Here is a 20,118-nt window from a genome sequence, read left to right as displayed (position 1 = left end):
CGGAGGGTGACCCATGCTGCAAGCCATCATCGGCGGGCTGACGCTGGGCAGCGTCTACGCCCTGATCGCCCTCGGCTTCAACCTGACCTACACCACCACGCGGACGCTGAACTTCGCGCAGGGTGACTTCGTGTCGGTCGGCGCCTTCGTCGGGCTGGGAACGGTGGGGGTGCTCACCGCGGCGCTCGGGGCCGACGCGGTCGGCTATGTCTGGCTCTACGCGCTGGCGGCGGTCGCCGCGGCGCTGGCGATGGGGGTGCTGGGGCTGCCGCTCTATCTGGCGGCGATCCGGCCCTTCGCCGGCAAGCCGGGCATGTCCTGGGTGGTCAGCACGATCGGCTTCGGCATCGTCCTGCAAAGCGCCGCCCTGTCGGTGTGGGGGCTGGGGGCGCGGATGCTGCCCGCCCCCTTCGGCGACGAGGTGTTCCGCGTCGGCGAGGCCGGCTTCCGCTCGCAGGAGCTGGTGGTGCTGGTCCTCGCCTTCGCCATCCTGGGGGCGTTCGACCTCGCCATGCGTCGCACGGCCATCGGCCGCTGCATGCGGGCGGTGGCGCTGAACCGCGACGCCGCCGCGCTGATGGGCATCGACGTGCCCCGCGTCATGGCGATGGCCTTCCTCGCCAGCTCGGCGCTGGCCGGGCTGAGCGGGGTGCTGGTCGCGCCGATCCTGTCGGCCTCCCTCTTCATGGGGGTCATCATCGCCCTGAAGGGCTTCTCCGCGGCGATCATCGGCGGTCTGACCAACCCGCGCGGCTGCATGGCCGGCGGCCTGCTGATCGGTCTGGTGGAGTCCCTCACGGCCCTGTGGAGCGCGCAATGGCGGGAAATCATGGTCTTTCTCCTGGTCATCCTGGTGCTGGCCATGGCGCCCAACGGCCTGTTCGGCCGGAAGCTGGTGGAAAAGGTATGATGGAGGCCTCCGTACTCCGGCCGGCGGCCCGCCGCTCCGCCCTGCTGCGGGCGGCCCCGACCCTGGGCATCGGCGCGGCGCTGGTGGCGCTTGCCCTGACGCTGAGCAACGATTTCTACCTCTACGTCGCTTTCATGGCCGGCGTTTACTACATCTGCGCCTCCGGCATGAACGTGCTGGCGGGTTATGCCGGGCAGAAGTCGCTCGGGCAGGCGGGACTGTTCGCGGCGGGGGCCTACACGGTGGCCCTGCTGACGACCCGGCTGGAGCTTCCGCCGGCGCTGGCGCTGGCCGCCGCCCCGCTGGTGGCCGCCGCGGTGGGCGTGCTGATCGCCCTGCCGTCGCTGCGGGTGAAGGGACCCAGCCTCGCCCTGGTCACGCTGGCCTTCGGGCTGGTGGTGGAGAAGCTGGTGACCGAATGGACCGACCTGTTCGGCGGCGCCCAGGGCATCTACGGCATCGCCCCGCTGGCGCTGGGGGACGAGCCCTTCGCGCTCAAGCATTGGGTGGTCCTGGTGATCGTGCTGGGCGTGGCGGTCCATCTCGCCTTGTCCCATCTGCTGAACGGGCGGTTCGGGCGCGCGCTGCTGGCGCTGCAAAGCGACGAGATCGCCGCGGAGTGCGCGGGCATCTCGGTTTACCGTTACAAGACGCTCGCCTTCGTTCTGGCCGCCGCGCTGTGCGGGCTGGGCGGCGCGCTGGTGGCGCAGCAGAACCAGTATTTCAATTCCGACTTCGTGACCTTCCACCTGTCGGTCTTCATCCTTCTGCTGGTGCTGCTGGGCGGGGCCGGCAACATCTACGGTCCCATCGCCGGTGCGGCGATCCTCACGATGACCGAGGTGTTCCTGGCGCAATGGCCGTCGGTGCAGCACTTCATCTACGGCGCGATGCTGCTGTTCGCGCTCTACCTGATGCCGACGGGCGTCGCCGGCGCGATCGCGCGCGTCCTGCCTCGCCGGATGGCGGTCCTGGATGGGATGGAGACTCCCCCGCTGACCGCGATGGAGCGCGGCCGGGCGGAGCCGTCCGCCGGCCCCCTACTGGAGGTGGCCGACGTCAGCAAGGCGTTCGGCGGCGTGGTGACCGCGGACAAGGTCGGGCTGCGGCTTCACGCCCACCGGATCCACGCCCTGATCGGTCCCAACGGCGCCGGCAAGAGCACCCTCATCAACATCCTGACCGGCGTGATCACCGCGGATTCCGGGACCATCCGGCTGGCTGGACAGGACATCACCCGCGGCGCGCCCCACGCCCGGGCCGCCAGCGGCATCGCCCGCACCTTCCAGAACCTGCGCCTGTTCGGCTCCATGACGGTGCTGGACAACGTGCTGATCGGCGCCCACGCGCGGATCAGCGTGACCGGGCGGGAGGAGGATGCCGTCGCCAAGGCGAAGGCCGTCCTGGACTTCGTGGGGCTGGGCGAGCACGCCGGGGCGCTGGCCGGCAGCCTGCCCTACGGCCTGCAACGCCGGGTCGAGCTGGCCCGCGCGCTGGCCGGAGACCCGGTCCTGCTGCTGCTGGACGAGCCTGCCGCCGGCCTGAACCCACGGGAGACCGCCGAGCTTGGGCAGCTCATCAAGCGCATCGGCCAGCTCGGCATCGCGGTGCTGATGGTGGAGCACGACATGGGCCTGGTGATGAGGATCTCCGACGAGATCGTCGTCCTTGACCGGGGCGTGGTGATCGCCGAAGGCGGGCCCCGCGACATCCAGACCAACCCCCGCGTCATCGAGGCCTATCTGGGCCGCGAGGACAGCCCGGCTCCGGACGGGCCGGAAGTTGACAAGGAGGAGCGCGCATGCTGACCGTCGCCGACCTGAGCGTCTCCTATGGGCCGATCCGTGCCTTGCGCGGGGTGTCCATCCGGGTCGGGGCCGGCGAGATCGTCGCCCTGATCGGTGCCAACGGCGCCGGAAAGAGCAGTCTCCTGCGCGGCATCACCGGCCTCGTCCCGGCGGCGGGGCGGGTGACCTTCGACGGCCGGCCGATCGACGGGCTGAGCACCCCGCAGCGCGTCGCGCTGGGCGTCGCCATGGCCCCGGAGGGGCGGCAGATCTTCACCGACCAGACGGTCCACGAGAATCTGCTGCTCGGCGGGCATCTGCTGCGCTCTCAGCCGCAGCGGATCGCCGCCAACATCGACCGTTTCTACGCGCTGTTCCCCCGGCTGTTGGAACGGCGCGACCAGATCGCCGGCACGCTGAGCGGCGGCGAACAGCAGATGCTCGCCATCGCCCGCGCCCTGATGACGGAACCCAAGCTGCTGATTCTCGACGAACCCTCGCTCGGGCTCGCGCCCATCATCACCGCCGACATCTTCAGAACGCTCGTCGGTCTGCGCCGGGACGGCATGACCATTCTGCTCGTCGAGCAGATGGCCAACCAGGCGCTGGCCATCGCCGACCGCGCCTATGTGCTGGAAGGCGGGTCGATCGTGCTGGAGGGCGCCGCCCCCGCGCTGCGCCGCGACCCCCGCATCCGCGAAGCCTATCTCGGCGGCGACCTCGCCCACCACGCCGCCTGACCGGCGGCTCCCGTCCCAATTGGCCGCCTGACCGGCGGCTCTGCCCTCCACCTCGGATTCGGATTCCCACCATGTCCCTGCCTTCCTACGACTGCTTCATCGACGGCCAATGGCGCCCGGCCCATTCGCGCGAGACGCTTGAGATCCTCGATCCCGCCGACGGCGCCGTCCTCGCACACATCGCCCGCGGCGGCGCGTCGGACATCGACGAGGCCGTGCGGGCCGCGCAGGCGGCTCTGCCGGGCTGGGCCGACTGCGTGCCGGTGCAGCGCGGGCGCGTCCTCCACGCCATCGCCCGCCGCATCCTGGAGGAGCAGGACCGCCTCGCCCGCCTCGAAAGCCAGGACACCGGCAAGCCGCTGGCGCAGGCCCAGGCCGACGCGGTCGCCGCGGCGCGCTTCTTCGAATATTACGCCGGCGTCGCCGACAAGGTGCTGGGCAGCTCCATCCCGCTCGGCCCCGACTACGCCGATTTCACGGTGCGCGAGCCGCTGGGCGTGACGGCGCAGATCGTCCCCTGGAACTACCCGTTGCAGATCGCCTCCCGCGGGTTGGCGCCGGCGCTGGCGACCGGCAACACAGTGGTCCTGAAGCCCGCCGAACTGGCCTGCCTGAGCGTGCTGGAGCTGACCCGCATCTGCCACGAGGAAGGGCTGCCGCCCGGCGTGCTGAACGTCGTTCCGGGTCTGGGGCAGGAAGCGGGTTACGCCCTCGCCGCGCACCCCGGCGTCAATCTGGTCGTCTTCACCGGGTCGGTCGCGACCGGCGCCCAGGTGATGCGCACGGCGGCGGACAACATCGTCCCGGTGCTGCTGGAGCTGGGCGGCAAGTCGCCGAACATCGTGCTGGCCGACGCTGACCTCGACGACGCGCTGCCGGTGCTCCTGAAGGCGGCCTTTCCCAACTCGGGCCAGACCTGCTCGGCCGGGTCGCGCGTCCTGGTGCAGCGCGCCCGGCACCGCGAACTGGTCGACCGGCTGGCGGCGCTCTGCCATGGCCTGAAGGTCGGCCCCGGCCTGCAGAACCCGGACATCGGCCCGCTGGTCAGCCGCGCCCAGCAAGGCAAGGTGCTGGATTACATCGGCATCGCCCGCGACGAGGGGGCGGAGGTCATCACCGGCGGGACTCCCCTGCCCGGCGCCGATCTCGGCCGCGGGAACTTCGTGTCGCCGACGCTGCTGGACGGCGCGCGCCCGGAGATGCGCGTCCATCGGGAGGAGATCTTCGGCCCGGTTCTGACCATCCTCCCCTTCGACGAGGTCGAGGAGGCGGCGGCGCTCGCCAACGCGACCGACTATGGGCTGGTCGCCGGGATCTGGGGCCGCGACGTCGGCGCCACCAACTGGCTGGCCCGCACCGTCAAGGCGGGGCAGATCTTCATCAACTGCTACGGCGCCGGCGGCGGCGTGGAGCTTCCCTTCGGCGGGTACCGCAAGTCCGGCTTCGGGCGCGAGAAGGGCCTCGACGCGCTGCTCTCCTACACGCAGGTGAAGAACATCTGCACCCGCATCGCCCTCCCCCGCCGCTCCTGAGCCCTTCCGCACCACGAGGCCCCCGCCATGTCCTCCCTCGCCATATCCGCCTTCCCCGTCTCCTCCTTCTCCTGCCCGACGAAGATCCTCTTCGGCGTCGGGGCGCACGAGCGGCTTCCCGACGTCCTGCGCGAATGGAACGCCGCGCGCCTGTTCGTCCTGCTGGACCCGGCCCTGGCGGACAGCGCCATCTTCCGCCGGATCGAGGCGCTTCTGACCGGCAACGGCGTCGCCCTGTCCGTCTTCACCGGCATCGAGCCGGAACCGGGCGACCGGACGGTGCAGGCCGCCTTCGAACGCTGCCGGGAGCAGGACGCCCAGGCGCTTCTCGGCATCGGCGGGGGAAGCACCATCGACGTGGCGAAGGCGGTGGGCATCCTGATGACCAACGGCGGCCGGATCGCCGACTATGAGGGTATCGAGAAGTTCGCGATCCGCCCGCTGCCGCTGATCGCCGTGCCGACAACGGCCGGCACCGGATCGGAGGTGTCGGGCGCCTGCGTCATCACCGACACCGCGCGCAAGACCAAGATGGCCATCCGCCACGCGGCCTTCAGCCCGGCGCAGGTCGCCATCCTCGATCCCCTCGCGGTCGGCTCGATGCCAGCCCACGTCGCCGCGCATGCGGGGATCGACGCCTTCGTGCACGCCTTCGAATCCTACCTGTCGAAGCGGGCGACGGTCTTTTCCGACGCCGTGAACCTGCACGCGATGACGCTGATCGCCGGCAGCATCCGCCCCTTCGTCGCCGACCGGACCAACGTTCCGGCGGCGCTGGACATGCTGTGCGGGTCGGCGCTGGCGGCGATGTCCTTCGGCGTCACCGGCCTCGGCAACGTGCATTGCATGGCGATGTCGGTCGGCGCCCTGTTCCCCGTCCCGCACGGCCTGGCCAACGCGGTCTGCCTGCCCTACGCGGCGGCCTTCAACGCGCCGGCCAAGCCGGAGCGCATGGCCCGGGTCGCTGCGATTTTGGGGATGGACACCGCCGGCCTGTCCCAGGAGCGGGCGGCGGAAGCCGCCGTGGACGCCCTGCGGACGCTGTGCGCCGATCTCGGCATCCCGCCGCGTCTGCGCGATGTGGGCGTGACCGAGGATCGGCTGGACGAAATGGCCCGGCGCAGCTATGCGGCCGATTACAACCGCTGGAACCCGCGCCACACCAGCGAGCCGGACTTCCAGGACCTGTTCCGCGCGGCCTTCTGATCCGAAGCGAGCGGACCGCCGCCGCGGCCGCAAGCCCATCCTTGCCGATGCGGTGGCCGGCTGCGGAGGTTCCCCAACCGCGGTCGAGCCCCGCCCCGTCCGGAGCCGCCGCCTCGGACACGCAGATCAGGCGCCCGTCCGCCAGGCGGCAGGTGGTTCCCGCCAAGGCCCCCCGGGCCCTCCCCCATGGCGCCGGTCAATTCGTAAAGGGGCAACTCCCGCCCGTCCTTTAACAGCCTGTTCGCCCGCTGGCCCCAGCTGGGGCTGCGGCGGCGCTTGCTCGACCGGCTGCGCCGCCTGCGGACATGCGGTTGCGCTCACGGAACAGAGGGGGTTGACGTGAAAACGATATGTAATGTTATAACGTAACATCGTTGGTGTGATAGGTTCTCACACGCCAGGGGGACTTTGGGGGATATTCATGAATCGCCGTGTAAGCCGCGCCCGCCCTCGGGCGGGGACGGTACTTTCTTGCCTTCTCGCCGCTTCACCGGCCCTGTTGTGCCCTGCCGGGGCATCGGCGGATGGTCCAGCCATTCTGGAACCGGTCGTGGTCAGCGCGACGACCACCGAACGCTCGCTGGCCGACGCCCCGGCGACCGTCACCGTCATCACGGGAGAGGAACTTCTGCAGCGCCCGGTGCAGGATCTGGCCGACGCCCTGCGCGGCACGCCCGGCATCATGGTCGGCGGCATCGGGCTGAACCGCCGCGGCATCTCCATCCGCGGCATGCCGGCGGAGCACACGCTGATCCTGATGGACGGCAAGCGCGTGAACACCGCCGGCAACGCCATCGCGCACGCCGATTACGACCTGAACTGGGTGCCGCCGGAAGCCATCGAGCGCATCGAGGTGGTGCGCGGGCCGATGTCGTCGCTCTACGGGTCGGAGGCTCTGGGCGGTGTCGTCAACGTCATCACCCGCCGCGCCACCGATGCCTGGCACGGCAGCCTGTCCGCCCAGGGCGGGCTGACGGCCGGGACGGGCGGCGACAGCGGCCAATTGGGCGCCTACGCCGGCGGGCCGCTGGTGCCGGGAGTCCTCGGCCTCAGCGTCACCAGCCAGAGCCAGGGGCGCGAGCCAACCCGTGCCCTGGCCGATCCGCGCCTGACCGAGTTGGAGCGGCGGCGGGCCGCATCCGGCGGCGCCACGCTGATCTGGACACCCGACGAGGCGCAGCGGATCGACCTGTCCTATGGGCAGGGGCACGAGACCAGGGCTTACACCGTCCAATCCGGCGCCACCCCCGCCTCGATCTACACAACGACCGACATAATTGACCGCCGACACCTCTCACTCGCCCACACGGGAGGCTGGAGTTGGGGCGACACCAGCCTGCGCGCCTACCGATCCACGCTCGACCGCACAAGCCGGCGCTCGTCCGGCGTGCCGACCGATCCGCAGACGCTCACCGACGACATCGTCGATGGCCATGTCAGCGTGCCGGTGCTGTCCTGGAACCGCGTGACGCTGGGCGGCGAATGGCACCGCGAGCGCCTGACCGACAGCACGGTCAACCGCGCCGGCTCGGCGGAGGCGATCCATCACGCCCTGTTCCTCCAGGACGAGATCAGCCTCGGCGCCGACTGGTCGCTGGTGCTGGGCGACCGCGCCGATCATCACGAGGCGTTCGGCTGGCAGCACAGCCCGCGCGCCTATCTGGTCCATCACCTGACCGACGCGCTGACCGTGAAGGGCGGCGTCGGCAAGGGCTTCAAGGCGCCGACGCTGAAGCAGCTCTCGCCGCAGTATCAGGCCGCCGCCGCCGCCGGTCGCTTCACCGTGGTCGGCAACCCGGCCCTGGAGCCGGAAACCAGCACCGCCTACGAGTTGGGAGCGGAGTACCGGGCCGAATCCTGGTCGCTTCGCGCCACCCTGTTCCAGAACGACCTGGAGAACCTGATCGAGTCCGCCTGCACCCGCTTCTGCGGCGTCCGCGGCCGGGAAATCCGCACCTATCAGAACATCAACGAGGCCCGCATCCGAGGAATGGAGCTGGGAGGAGGAGTCGACCTGCCGGCGAACCTGCGCCTCGACGCCAACTACACCTTCCTCGACAGCGAGGACCGCGGCACCGGTTTGGAGTTGAGTGAACGTCCCCGGCACCGCGCCAACGCCACACTGGCCTGGAGCCCGGTCGAACGCTTCACCGCACGGCTGCGCACCGAGTATGTCGGCCAACAGGCGCTCACCCCCTCCTCGGGCGCGGCGACGCGCCTGCCGGCCTACACGCTGCTGTCGCTCGACCTCAGCCGGGAGCTGACGGACAGCGTGGTGTTGCGCGGCGGCATCCAGAACCTCACCGACCAGCGGTTGGCCGAAAAATCCCCGATCTTCTCCTATGCGGAAGAAGGGCGGCTCTACTGGGTCGGCCTGAACCACAGCTTCTGACATGACGCTCCTTTCACGATTGATCGTGGCTCTGTGCCTGTGCGCCGCCGGGATGGCGGTGGCGCGGGCGACGGAGGTTCCACCGCGCCCAACGGTCCGGGTCGCCACCAACAGCTTCGTGCTTTCCGGCAAGCTGGAGCGCCTCGCCCGCTTCGCCGACGAGGCCGGGGTGACGCTGGACAGCCTGCGCGTCGAGACCGCAACGGGCGAGCCGGCGGCATGGCTGGCCGGCGCCGACCTCGTCATCCTCGACACACCGCGTCCAAGCGATCTCGCCATGGTGCGACAGGCGCTTGGGACGGCGTTGGACGATGCCGGCGTGCCCTGGCTCCAGGTCGGGGGCGGCCTTCCCGCCTTCGGAGGCGTGGCCCCGGAGCACGCGCGGCGCCTGATCGCCTATTACGCCAACGGCGGCGAAGCCAATCTGCGCCGCATGGCCGCCTACATCCGGGAATGGCGGACGGGCGGGGACGCTGGCGCCCTGGCTCCGGCGGAGCCCCTGCCGAAGAGCGGCGTCTATCATCCGGCGGCGCCGCGGCTTTTTCCACAGGTCGCGGACTATTTCGCCTGGGGCGCGGACCGCTGGCCCGCCGACGCGCCGCGGGTCGCCTTCGCCTTTCACGCCGGCAGCCTGTCGGCGATGCAGACCGGGGTGATCGACGCCCTGGTGGCCGGGGCCGAGGCCCGTGGGATGGCGCCGCTGCCGATCTGGTTCGACGCCGCCGACCCGCAGGCGCTGCGGTCTCTTCTGCAGCCGGCGGGCGCCGCGCTGCTGGTCAACCTGCATCACATGCAGAACGGTCCCGCCCGCCGCGCCGAGTTCGAGAACCTGGGCATTCCGGTTTTGCAGACCCTCGGCTATCGCGACGGCGGGCCGGAGGACTGGCGCCGCGCGCCCGTCGGCGTTCCGCCCCAGCTGGTGGCGCCGTTCCTGGCGGTGCCGGAAGGCTGGGGGATGAGCGATCCGCTGGTGATCGAGGCGGTGGAAAGGGGCGAACCCGTGCCCATCGCCGAACAGGTCGCGGTCCTGCTCGACAAGGCGGCGGCGCTCGCCGCCCTGCGCCGCACGGCCAACGCCGACAAGAACCTAGCCGTGATGGTGTGGAACTACCCACCGGGCGAGAAGAATCTGGCGGCCTCGAACCTGAACGTGCCGCGCAGCCTGGAACGGCTGACCGGCGCGCTCGCCGCCGCCGGCTACGACGTGCCGCCGACCGAAGAGGCCCGGCTGATCGAGGCGGGGCAGGCGATGCTCGGCGGCTTGTACCGGCCCGAGACGCTTGACCAGCTGTTGGCCGCCGGGCTGGCCGGGAGTTTCCCGGTCGCCCGCTACGCCGCGTGGTTCGCCGCCCTGCCGGAGACGGTCCGCGCCACCGTCACCGACCGCTGGGGCCGGCCCGAGGAGCATTGGGCGGTCCGCACCATCGACGGCGAGGCGCGCTTCGTGGTTCCGCGCCTGAGTCTGGGCAAGCTGACCCTGCTGCCCCAGCCGCCGCGCGGCGGAACGCCCGGCCACGCCTATCACGATGCCAAAATGCCGCCGGACCACTATTACCTCGCCGTCTATCTCTATGTGCGGCAGGCGCTGGCGGCCCATGCGCTGATCCATTTCGGCACCCACGGCACCCAGGAATGGACGCCGGGCAAGGAACGCGGCCTGTGGGCCCATGATTTCCCGATCCTGGCGGTCGGCTCCCTGCCGGTTTTCTATCCCTACATCCAGGACAACATCGGCGAGGCGATCCAGACCAGGCGGCGGGGCCGCGCCGTCACCGTCAGCCACCAGACCCCGGCCTTTGCCCCCGCCGGGCTGTATGACGAACTGCGCGACCTCCACGCGCTGGTCCATGAGCATGGCCAGCTCGACGGAGGCGCCACCCGTGACCGCACCGCCGAGCGCATCCGGACGGCGGCGGCGGAGGCCGGCATCACCCGCGATCTCGATTGGGACGAGGAACGGATGAGCGCGGATTTCAACGGCTTCCTGGCGGCGCTCCATGACCATCTGCACGAACTGGCCCGCCACGCCATGCCGCTGGGACTGCACACCTTCGGTGACCCGGCCGCCCCCGAGCATCGCATCGCCACGGTCATGCAGCAACTGGGAGAGCCCTTCTACCGCCGTCTCGGCCTCGAACCGCGGGAGGTCTTCGCCGACACGTTCGACACCCTCAAGGAGACGGAGCCTTATCGCTTGCTGCACCGCCATCTGCGCGAGGGGGTGGCACTGGACGCGGTGGCCGATCCGGAACTGCGCGGTCTGCTGGAAAGGGCCGCCGCCCTCGACCGGCATCTGGCCGACCCCCAGGAGGTGGAGGCTCTGCTGGTCGGCCTGTCCGGCGGCTTCGTCCGGCCGGGACCCGGCGGCGATCCGGTGCGCAATCCCGATGTGCCGAGCGGGCGCAACATCGCCGCCTTCGAGCCGGACAAGATCCCCACCCGCGCGGCCTACGAGGCGGGGGCCGACGCCCTGGCCAAGCTGGTCGACGCCTACCGGGCCGAGCATGACGGGGCCGTGCCGGAGAAGATCGCCGTCTCGCTGTGGTCATCGGAGGCGATGCGCCATCTGGGCGTGCTGGAAAGCCAGGTGCTTCACGCTCTGGGGCTGCGTCCGGTGTGGGACGGCGGAGGCCGGGTCACGGCGCTGGACATCGTGCCGGCGGCCGAACTCGGGCGCCCGCGCATCGATGTGGTTCTCCAGGTGACCAGCGTCTACCGCGACCAGTTCGACGGTTTCATGCGCCTGCTGGCCGGAGCCATCGACCGCTTGGCCCGGCTGGACGAGCCGAGCAACGCCGTGGCCCGCCACAGCGCCGAGACGGCGCGGAGCCTGATCGCGCAGGGCGTCGCGCCGGAACGGGCGCAGGAGCTGGCCGGGCTGCGGCTGTTCGGCAACGAGCCGGGGGATTACGGCAGCGGACTGACCGATGCGGTGCTCGATTTCACGCACTGGACGCATGACGCCGCGCTGGCCGACGCGTTCCTCGACCGGCTGCAATACGCCTATGGCGCGCGGGACTGGGGGGTGCGGCTGCCGGCGGAGGATGGAAACCTCTTCGCCGAGACGTTGCGCGGCGTCCAGGCGGCGGTGCTCGCCCGCTCGTCGCGGCTGCACGGCGTGCTGTCCACCGACCACCCCTTCGAGTATCTCGGCGGGCTGGCGCTCGCGGTGCGGCGTCTCGACGGCGGCAGCCCCTCGCTCTACATCGCCGACCTGCGCGAGACGCAGGCGCGTGTCACCGGCGCCGCCCGCTTCCTGGCCGACGAACTGAGGTCGCGTTATCTCAACCCCCATTGGATCGGCGCCATGCAGGCGGAGGGCTACGCCGGCACCACGGAGATCGTGAAGACGGTCAACAACCTGTGGGGCTGGCAGGTGACGGCGCCGGAGACGGTGCGGGCCGACCAGTGGCAGGCGGTCCACGACACCTACATCCGGGACCGCCGGAACCTCGGCATGAACGGCTGGTTCGAACGGCACAACCCCACGGCCCAGGCGCAGGTGATCGAACGGATGGCCGAAGCAGTCCGCAAGGGCTACTGGGACGCCGACGACCGGACGCGCCGCGAACTGGTCGAACGCTGGCAGGTGCTGGCGCGCGACCATGGGGTGAGCGCCGGGACTCCGGCCAGCGCTGCCTTCATGAAAGCCATGGCCGCCGGCCACGCCCCGGCGGTGGAACCATCCGCCCCCTCCCCTTCCGCGGAAATCACTCCGTCCGACGCCGTTTCCGAAGCCGTGCGGGGGGCGGTGATGACCCCGGTTCCGGCGGACGGCGGGGCCGAATCCGCGGCGTGGCGTGCCTGGGCCGGTCTGGGCCTTCTCTTCCTGTTCGTGCTGGGCGGAGCCGCCCGGCAAGCCGGCGCCAACCGCCGGCTCTCATCTTCGAGGACTCCATCATGACCATCCTGGAAAGCGGGCTTTACGACATCGCCCGTCTGTTCCTGCTGCCCGTCCTGCTGCTGATCCTGGCGTCGCTGGCCTACAGCCTGACGGCGCTGGGGGCCTTCGCGGTGGAGGCGTGGCAACGCCGCCGCGGCATGCACCGCTCGCCACTCATCGCCCACCGGAACCGCACGGGATGCGGCAGCGACGATCTGGAGCTGTGGATCATGAAGCGGCTGGAATGGCTGCGGGTGGTGGCCCGCAGCGCACCGATGCTGGGGCTGGTGGCGACGATGATCCCGATGGGGCCAGCCCTGCTGGCCCTGACCCGCAACGACGCCCAGGGCATCGGCGAGAACCTGACGGTGGCCTTCTCCGCGGTCATCCTGGCTCTGGTGGCGGCCAGCATCGCCTTCTTCATCCTGACCTTCCGCCGCCGCTGGCTGCTGGAGGATCTGCGGGCGGTGGAGCGGTCCCTGGCCGAAGCCGGGGGGGCCGGCTGATGCGCTTTCTCGACCATGACGACGCCGACGATCCGATCCTGTCGGTGGTGAACCTGATCGACCTGTTCCTGGTGGTCATCGGCATCCTGATGATCGTCATCGCGCGCAACCCGCTCAACCCCTTCTCGTCGACCAAGGCCGTCGTGGTGGAGAATCCCGGCGAATCCGACATGCGCATCACGGTGAAGGACGGGCGGGAACTGACCCGCTACGAATCGACCGGAACCATCGGTGAGGGCCGGGGGGTCCTTGCGGGAACGACCTACCGCCTGCCGGACGGGCGCCTGATCTATGTTCCCGAAACGGTTGCTCCCGGCACGCCGTGACCGGACTTCGCCACGGAAACGATCCGCATCGCGGTTCTCGAAGCTTTTCCTGGAATCCTTCGTTCACAAAGCTTGACCGGAACGGCGGGGTTCCCCATGAATGGTGCCGGTACTGGTTCTTCCGGCGGCTTCTGCCGGAAGCTAAGAGGGAACCCGGTGAGCCGCGCCCTGCGGCGAGACCGGGGCTGCCCCCGCAACTGTGAGCGGTGAGCCGTTCCGTCATTTTCCGCCACTGGCGCCCGTCGGCGCTGGGAAGGCCGGACGGAGCGGCGGCGATCCGCAAGCCAGGAGACCTGCCAGCACCACAACGAAACGTCCTCGGGCGGGGTGTCCCGGTGAAACGCTTGCCATGCGCCCAGCCGGATTCCGTTTTGGAAGCGGCATACGCTCCGCAAGACGTCCGCCTGCTCTCCCCGCCCGCAACGGCAGGAAGCATGGATGGCGCAACCGCCTTTCCCAACACCCCGTTCCACCGCGACCCCTTCGGCCCCGTCCGTCCGCGCGGAAGGCCGCCCGGCCGTCGCGGTCGAGGGGCTGCATTGCCGGCTGGGTGGGCGCACCGTGCTGTCGGACATCGGCTTTGCCGTCCCGGAGGGCGCCTTTCTCGGCATTCTCGGGCCGAACGGGTGCGGCAAGACCACGTTGCTGCGCTGCCTTGCCGGGTTGCAGGTCCCTGCGGTGGGACGCATCCGCATCGAGGGCGACGATCCGCAGACCCTACGCCCGGCGGAACTGGCTCGCCGGCTTGCGCTCCAGGCTCAGGACGCCACCGCGGCGCTGGGCTTCACCGTGCGCGACGTGGTTGCCATGGGGCGCCTGGCCCATCGCCGCTCCGCCTTCGCGGGAGCCGGAGCGGACGACCGCTTCATCGTCGAGGACGCGCTGACCCGCCTGGAACTGAGCGCCCTGGCGGACCGGCCAATCGAGCATCTGTCGGGCGGGGAGCGCCAGCGGGTGATGATCGCCCGCGCCCTGGCGCAGCGCCCGCGCATCCTGCTGCTCGACGAACCGACCAACCATCTGGACATTCACCACCGCTTCGCCGTGCTCGACCTGGTGAGAGGCCTCGGGATCACGGTGGTGGCAACGCTGCACGACATCGATCTGGCGGCACGCTGGTGCGACCGTGTCCTGCTGATGGCGGATGGGCGCCTTCAGGCCGACGCCGCGCCGGCGGAGGCGCTGACCCCGGAGCGGCTGACCGCCGTCTACCGCGTCGCCGCAACGGTGGACCGCCATCCCGGCGACGGCCGGTTGCGCATCGACCTGTCCCCTCTGACGGATCACAGATCGGACCGCACATGATCCCGTTTCCTCTCCGCGGCCTTCCTCTGGCGCTTGCCCTGATGCTAGGCGTTGGCAGCAGCGCCCACGCGAATGCCCACGCAAACACCCGTGCCCGGCCCCATCCGGTCGAGGTCGCCAATTGCTTCGAAACCGCCCGCTTCGCCTCCCCCCCCAAGCGGCCCATGGTCCACGACACCAACATGACACAGACCATGCTGGATCTTGGGCTCGCCGACCGGCTGGTCGCCGTCTCCGGCATCGAGGGGGCCGAGCACCGGCTGATCGCGCCGCCCGGCGTGGTGGCGGCTCTGCCCCGCCTTCCCGACCAATCCCCGAGCCTGGAAGCGGTGCTGTCCGCCGATCCGGACTTCCTGTTCGCCGGCTGGAGCTACGGCTTCAGCGAGGCGCGCGGCCTCACCCCGGCCCGGCTGGCGGAGATGGGGGTCGCCACCTACACGCTGCGGGAAAGCTGCATCCGCATCGGTCCTCGGGAACCGATCAGCATGGACACGCTCTACGCCGACCTGCTGGCGCTCGGAGGCATCTTCGGCATCGCGGAGCGCGCCGAGGCCATGGTTGCCGATTTCCGCCGCCGCGTCGCCGCAGTGACCGACCGAACCGGCACGGTCGCGGAGCGGCCACGCGTGATGTACTGCGACCAGTGCCACACCGATGGCGCGCCGCTGTCGGTGGGGCGCGAGGGGATGACCAGCCTTCTGATGGATCTGGCCGGCGGACGCAACATCTTCGACGACATTCCCAACAGCTACGTCCGGGTCAGTTGGGAGGACATGGTGCGGCGCGACCCGCAATGGATCATCGTCAGCGACCACCGCGTGCCCGCCGAGGCCGCCATCCGCCACCTGACCGCCGCTCCGCAACTGGCCGACGTCGAGGCGGTGCGCAAGCGTCAATTCATCGTGCTGACCTATGCCGAGCAGACGCCCTCCACCCGCAACGTCGATGCGCTGGAACGAATGGCGCGAACCCTCCACCCGGAGCGCTTTGCTCGATGAGCCGGTCACGCCTGCTGCACCTGTCCCTGGCGCTGGCCGCCGTCCTGGCCCTGTCCACGGTCGCCGCCGTCGGATTCGGCGCCGCCGGCATTTCCACCCCCAAGGTCTGGGCGGTGATCGCGCACGAGCTGTGGCCGTCGCTCGCCCCGCCCCCCGACGTCAGCCGGGCCGAACGCAACATCGTCTGGGAGCTGCGGCTGCCGCGCGTGCTGCTGGGCGTCCTGGCCGGGGCCGGGCTGGCGGCGGTGGGCGCCGTGCTTCAAGTGTTGACGCGCAATCCGCTGGCCGACCCCTACCTGTTCGGCGTGTCGGCGGGCGCCTCGGTGGGGGCGGTGATGGTGATCCTGTACGCCGGAACGGTCGCAGGGGTGCTCGGCCTGCCGGTCGCCGCCTTCCTGGGCGCGCTCGCCGCCATGCTGGCCGTCTTCGCGGCCGCGCGCGGACGCAGCGGGGTGGTGACCGGCGAGCGGCTGGTCCTGACGGGAGTCGCGGTCGCCTTCATCCTGCACGCCGTCACCAACGCCCTGATCGTCACGGGGACGGACCGCGGCGCCGACGCGGCGCTGTTCTGGATGATGGGCGGCTTCGGCACCGCGCGCTGGAGCGTCCTGCCCATTCCCGCCGGGCTGACCATCGCCGGGCTGCTCTGGCTGTGGCTGCGCGCCGAGACCATCAACACCCTGGCGCTGGGCGACGACGCGGCCCGCTCGCTGGGCACCGACCCGGGCCGCCTGCGGCTGGAGCTGTTCGTGGTCACCGCGCTGATGACCGGCGCGCTGGTGTCGGCCTGCGGCGGCATCGGCTTCGTCGGGCTGGTTCTGCCCCACATCGCCCGGATGCTGGTGGGCGGCCATCTGCGGGCGTTGCTGCCAGTGGCGGCGCTGGGCGGCGCTCTGCTCCTCCTGTGGGTGGATGTCGCCGCCCGCACCCTGTTCGCCCCGCGCGAGATTCCCGTCGGCGTCGTCACCGCGCTCGTCGGTGGCGCCTTCTTCCTGTGGCTCATGCGCCGCCGCCCGGCGGCCTGACGGAGGACCACACCATGACATCGTCCCATCCCGTACCCGTGCGCGCCATCGTTCTTTACGGACGCGCGTCCTTCGACCAGGGGCAGAACGTGAAGGCGCTTGCTGCGGCCCTCGCCGATCTCCACGCCGCGCGCGGCGAGACGGTGACGATGAGGACCGCACACGCCGACCTGTGCGGCCCCGCCCTGCCGGCGGTGCTGGCGGAGTTGGAGCGGGCGGGCGTGACGGAAGCGCTGGTGATCCCGAGCATGGTGCCCGCCGACCCCAGCCTGTCGGCCTGGTTGCCGGGCGCGCTCAGCCACTGGGCCGGCACGCAGGGCGCCGGCATGACGGTCCGTCTGGCGCCACCGGTGGAAAGCGCTCTGGACCTGCCCGCCGCGCTCGACCGCATCGCCGCCGGTCCGGCGGAAAGGCTGGCCGACGTGCGCGAGACGGACCCCAGCCTGGGCAAACCCGGCTGGTCGGCCATTCCCGAGCATGGCCGGCAGGTCTTCGTCTGCGTCGGTGCGCGCTGTCTGCACCGTGGTGCCGACGCGCTGTATCAGCGTCTGCGCGAGGCGATGAAAGGACATCGTGCCCTGAACGCCGGCCCGCGCCGGGTGATGTGCGCGCGGACGAGCTGCCTCTACCCCTGCAACCGCGGGCCGTTGCTGGTCGTGCAGCCCGATGCGGTCTGGTACGGCGATCTGACACCGGAACGGATCGACCGCATTGTCCATGATCATCTGCTGACCGGCTGCCCGTCCAAGGAGGATGTCCTGCACCGCAACCCACCGCCGGAGGAAACGGCCATGGGCTGACGCTGCCTGACCGTTCGCCCCGTCCCGATCGCCTGACCCCGCTTCACCCGGCCGCCGCGGAACGCACCCGTTCCACGGAATGCCGCTGCTCGTCCCGACCCAACTCCGCCGGAGAATATCCATGTCCACCTTTTCCACCTGCTTCGAAGGTTTCCGGCCACGGTCCCTGGCGCCCCTGCTCCTGCTGTCGGCCTCGTTCGGTCCGGGCGCCGCCCTCGCGGAGGACGGCGAGCCCCCGGTCACGCTTCCTCCCGTCACTGTGACTGGACAGCGCATGGAGGCCGTCCCTGCCGGGCTGACTCTCGACGCTCCGAACACCGGGGGCAGCCGCCTGGGCCTCACCCCGCTGGAGACGCCGGCCAGCGTCGAGGTGATCTCCGGCCAGACCATCCGCGACCGCGGGCAGACCAGCGTGACCGAGGCCGTCACCCAGAACGCCACCGGCTTCAGCTCGCTGGCCGCACCCGGCAACGGCGGCTCGTCCCTGGCGACCCGCGGCTTCTCCGGTCATGGATCGGTGATGCAGCTCTACGATGGGACGCGGCTTTATGTCGGGTCTGGGACCGTCACCTTCCCCTTCGACACGTGGTCGGCGGAGCGCGTCGAGGTGCTGCGCGGCCCGGCCTCCGTGCTTTATGGCGAGGGTGCGATCGGCGGTGTCGTCAACGTGGTGCCGAAGCGCCCGACCACGGACTTCCGCAACGAAGCCATGGTCGCCATCGGCACCGACGCCCAGCGCCGCGCCGCCTTCGGCAGCGGAGGTCCGCTGACCGAGACACTGTCCTACCGCCTGGACGTGAGCGGCAACCGGTCCAAGGGCTGGGTCGACCGGGGCGATACGAAAAACCTTGCGCTGTCCGGGGCGGTGACGTTCCGGGCCACGCCGGACGTGTCCGTCACCCTCTCCAACGACTACGGCGACCAGCAGCCGCAAGAGTATTTCGGAACCCCGCTCATCAACGGCGGCATCGACCGCGCGCTGCGGCATCGCAATTTCAACGTGGCCGACAGCGCGATCCGCTACCGCGACAACTGGACCCAGCTCAAGTCCGAATGGACGGTGTCGGACGCCCTCACACTGCGCAACACCGCCTACCACCTGACGAGCCACCGGCATTGGAAGAACGTGGAGAGCTACGCCTGGAGCGCCACCACGCAGCGGATCAACCGCAGCAGCTACATCGAGATCTATCATGACCAGCGTCAGGTCGGCGACCGCTTCGACGCGACGTGGCGCAGCCGGCTGTTCGGCATGAGGAACGAGCTGGTCGGCGGTTTCGACGTCAACCGGATCACCTTCAAGAACAGCAGCAATTCGCCCTATGACGGGACCAGCGGCGTTGATCCCTTCGACCCGTCGCCCGGCCTGTTCGTCAATCTTGCGGGCACCACGGCGCGGCTGCGGTCGAAGACCGACCAGTATGCGCTGTTCCTGGAAGACCGGCTGTCGGTCACCGACAGGCTGGCGCTGATCGGCGGGCTGCGCCACGACGCACCGTCGATCCACCGCGAGGATCCCGTCGCCCGCACCAGCTTTGACAAGGATTTCCACGCCACCAGTTGGCGGGCCGGCGCGGTCTACGAGGTGATCCCCGGCCTCGCCCTTTACGGGCAGTACGCCACGGCGGTCGATCCGGTAGGGAACCTGATCTCGCTGTCGGCGGCACAAAAGGATTTCGACCTGTCCACCGGCCGTCAGGTCGAGGTCGGCGTCAAGCAGTCCTTCATGGAGGGACGCGGCGAATGGACGCTCGCCGCCTATCACATCGTCAAGGACAAGCTGCTGACCACCGATCCCAACCGACCGGGGATCACCGTTCAGGTCGGCCAGCAGTCGTCACGGGGGCTGGAGGCGTCGCTGTCGCTCGGCCTGTGGGAGGGCGTGAGGGTGGACGTGAACGGCGCGCTGCTGCGGGCAAAATATGACGACTTCAGCCAAACGGCGTCGGGTCGCGCCGTGTCCTACGCCGGCAACGTGCCGACCGGTGTGCCGGAGCGCACCGCCAACGCCTGGGTGAATTGGGCCTTCCTGCCGGGTTGGGAGGCGCGGATCGGCATGCACTATGTCGGCAAGACCTACGCCGACGCCGCCAACACCGTCGTCCGGCCCGCCTACACGGTGGTCAATGCGGGCCTGGATTACCGGCCGACCCACAACACCAAGCTGAGCCTGCGCGCCGTTAATCTGTTCGACGAGATCTATGCGGTGGCAGGCGGAACGACAAGCTGGGTGTTGGGCCGTCCCCGCTCGGCCGAACTGGCCATCTCCATGACGTTCTGAGCTAGCGACCATGCGGCGAACGGCACCTGATCGCAGGCGCGGCTGACCGCGGGGAGTTCTGGAAACCGGGCCTTACACGGAACGGCGGGCGAGCGGCTGTAAGTCATCGCGTTCGCCCCGTCCTTGGGGTGGTTCAGCTCCTTCGTGTCCGCGGCGACGACAGCGACGACCAGTTCCGGCAACACCTCGCCGACTTCGTGGCTGCCTACAGCTTCGCATGCAGGCTCAAAACCCTGAAGGGGCTCGCTCCATCCGAGTTCGTCTGCGGAACCTGGCGGAAAGACCCCTCCTGCTTCAGCCAAAATCCACACCATCGAATGCCGGGGCGAAACATCCGCAAATTCGGCATCTCCTGTGCGCCGTTCGCCGCACAGGAGCCGCCAACGCGATAACCCGGACCGCTGCCGGACTCGCCTCGCTACACCTG

The 20,118-nt window shown here is 70.2% G+C and carries 14 protein-coding genes, 1 pseudogene and 1 riboswitch; all 15 genes and pseudogenes read left to right on the top strand.

Going from position 1 to position 20,118, the window contains the following annotated elements:
• The first annotated feature begins 13 nt into the window (after window positions 1-13).
• Window positions 14-910 carry a branched-chain amino acid ABC transporter permease gene (locus FHW79_RS13965; protein WP_014199347.1) on the top strand — a complete coding sequence of 299 codons (897 nt, stop codon included), beginning with the start codon at window positions 14-16 and terminating at the stop codon, window positions 908-910.
• Complete coding sequence (locus FHW79_RS13960) at window positions 907-2,718, top strand: branched-chain amino acid ABC transporter ATP-binding protein/permease (protein WP_183179480.1); 1,812 nt, start codon at window positions 907-909, stop codon at window positions 2,716-2,718. Before FHW79_RS13965 ends, FHW79_RS13960 begins: the two co-directional genes overlap by 4 nt.
• Entirely contained in the window at window positions 2,712-3,437 is a 726-nt protein-coding gene (locus FHW79_RS13955; RefSeq protein WP_183179479.1) for an ABC transporter ATP-binding protein, read from the top strand. The genes FHW79_RS13960 and FHW79_RS13955 overlap by 7 nt, the downstream gene beginning before the upstream one ends.
• 71 nt (window positions 3,438-3,508) lie before the next feature.
• Window positions 3,509-4,969, top strand: a complete 1,461-nt coding sequence (locus FHW79_RS13950; RefSeq protein WP_183179478.1) for an aldehyde dehydrogenase family protein — start codon at window positions 3,509-3,511, stop codon at window positions 4,967-4,969.
• A gap of 27 nt (window positions 4,970-4,996) precedes the next feature.
• Window positions 4,997-6,175 (top strand): iron-containing alcohol dehydrogenase, encoded by a 1,179-nt coding sequence (locus FHW79_RS13945; RefSeq protein ID WP_183179477.1) that lies wholly within the window; start codon window positions 4,997-4,999, stop codon window positions 6,173-6,175.
• A 550-nt stretch (window positions 6,176-6,725) separates the two neighbouring features.
• The gene (locus tag FHW79_RS13940; RefSeq protein WP_348984151.1) at window positions 6,726-8,567 is read left to right on the top strand and encodes a TonB-dependent receptor; all 1,842 of its coding nucleotides are present in this window, start codon (window positions 6,726-6,728) and stop codon (window positions 8,565-8,567) included.
• 25 nt (window positions 8,568-8,592) lie between these two features.
• On the top strand, window positions 8,593-12,471 hold the full coding sequence (gene cobN, locus FHW79_RS13935; RefSeq protein ID WP_348984149.1) for a cobaltochelatase subunit CobN: 3,879 nt from the start codon (window positions 8,593-8,595) through the stop codon (window positions 12,469-12,471).
• A complete protein-coding gene (locus tag FHW79_RS13930) occupies window positions 12,468-12,956 on the top strand; it encodes a MotA/TolQ/ExbB proton channel family protein (protein ID WP_183179474.1) in 489 nt (162 codons plus the stop codon). Before cobN ends, FHW79_RS13930 begins: the two co-directional genes overlap by 4 nt.
• Window positions 12,956-13,282, top strand: coding sequence for a DUF2149 domain-containing protein (locus FHW79_RS13925; RefSeq protein ID WP_183179473.1), 327 nt, complete (start codon window positions 12,956-12,958; stop codon window positions 13,280-13,282). The genes FHW79_RS13930 and FHW79_RS13925 overlap by 1 nt, the downstream gene beginning before the upstream one ends.
• 96 nt (window positions 13,283-13,378) lie before the next feature.
• A riboswitch (cobalamin riboswitch) is annotated at window positions 13,379-13,598 on the top strand.
• Window positions 13,599-13,720: 122 nt separating this feature from the next.
• Entirely contained in the window at window positions 13,721-14,587 is an 867-nt protein-coding gene (locus tag FHW79_RS13920; RefSeq protein WP_183179472.1) for an ABC transporter ATP-binding protein, read from the top strand.
• A 182-nt stretch (window positions 14,588-14,769) separates the two neighbouring features.
• On the top strand, window positions 14,770-15,585 hold the full coding sequence (locus FHW79_RS13915; protein ID WP_247884352.1) for an ABC transporter substrate-binding protein: 816 nt from the start codon (window positions 14,770-14,772) through the stop codon (window positions 15,583-15,585).
• Entirely contained in the window at window positions 15,582-16,610 is a 1,029-nt protein-coding gene (locus tag FHW79_RS13910; protein ID WP_183179471.1) for an iron ABC transporter permease, read from the top strand. The genes FHW79_RS13915 and FHW79_RS13910 overlap by 4 nt, the downstream gene beginning before the upstream one ends.
• 14 nt (window positions 16,611-16,624) lie before the next feature.
• Window positions 16,625-17,410 (top strand): (2Fe-2S) ferredoxin domain-containing protein, encoded by a 786-nt coding sequence (locus FHW79_RS13905; protein WP_183179470.1) that lies wholly within the window; start codon window positions 16,625-16,627, stop codon window positions 17,408-17,410.
• Window positions 17,411-17,531: 121 nt separating this feature from the next.
• Window positions 17,532-19,691, top strand: coding sequence for a TonB-dependent receptor (locus FHW79_RS13900; protein ID WP_183179469.1), 2,160 nt, complete (start codon window positions 17,532-17,534; stop codon window positions 19,689-19,691).
• Between the two features lie 170 nt (window positions 19,692-19,861).
• Window positions 19,862-20,083 (top strand): annotated as a pseudogene (locus FHW79_RS32710) (hypothetical protein); the annotation flags it as partial.
• Window positions 20,084-20,118 lie beyond the last annotated feature (35 nt).

It is taken from the genome of Azospirillum sp. OGB3, assembly GCF_014192915.1.
Lineage (GTDB): Bacteria > Pseudomonadota > Alphaproteobacteria > Azospirillales > Azospirillaceae > Azospirillum.
The sequence above is the reverse complement of the archived record's forward strand: the minus strand, read 5'-3'. Positions and strand labels throughout refer to the sequence as shown.

Coding starts and splice junctions, on each gene's coding strand:
- FHW79_RS13965 (WP_014199347.1), top strand. CDS start 14: ATGCTGCAAGCCATCATCGGCGGGCTGACGCTGGGCAGCGTCTACGCC.
- FHW79_RS13960 (WP_183179480.1), top strand. CDS start 907: ATGATGGAGGCCTCCGTACTCCGGCCGGCGGCCCGCCGCTCCGCCCTG.
- FHW79_RS13955 (WP_183179479.1), top strand. CDS start 2,712: ATGCTGACCGTCGCCGACCTGAGCGTCTCCTATGGGCCGATCCGTGCC.
- FHW79_RS13950 (WP_183179478.1), top strand. CDS start 3,509: ATGTCCCTGCCTTCCTACGACTGCTTCATCGACGGCCAATGGCGCCCG.
- FHW79_RS13945 (WP_183179477.1), top strand. CDS start 4,997: ATGTCCTCCCTCGCCATATCCGCCTTCCCCGTCTCCTCCTTCTCCTGC.
- FHW79_RS13930 (WP_183179474.1), top strand. CDS start 12,468: ATGACCATCCTGGAAAGCGGGCTTTACGACATCGCCCGTCTGTTCCTG.
- FHW79_RS13925 (WP_183179473.1), top strand. CDS start 12,956: ATGCGCTTTCTCGACCATGACGACGCCGACGATCCGATCCTGTCGGTG.
- FHW79_RS13920 (WP_183179472.1), top strand. CDS start 13,721: ATGGCGCAACCGCCTTTCCCAACACCCCGTTCCACCGCGACCCCTTCG.
- FHW79_RS13915 (WP_247884352.1), top strand. CDS start 14,770: ATGACACAGACCATGCTGGATCTTGGGCTCGCCGACCGGCTGGTCGCC.
- FHW79_RS13910 (WP_183179471.1), top strand. CDS start 15,582: ATGAGCCGGTCACGCCTGCTGCACCTGTCCCTGGCGCTGGCCGCCGTC.
- FHW79_RS13905 (WP_183179470.1), top strand. CDS start 16,625: ATGACATCGTCCCATCCCGTACCCGTGCGCGCCATCGTTCTTTACGGA.
- FHW79_RS13900 (WP_183179469.1), top strand. CDS start 17,532: ATGTCCACCTTTTCCACCTGCTTCGAAGGTTTCCGGCCACGGTCCCTG.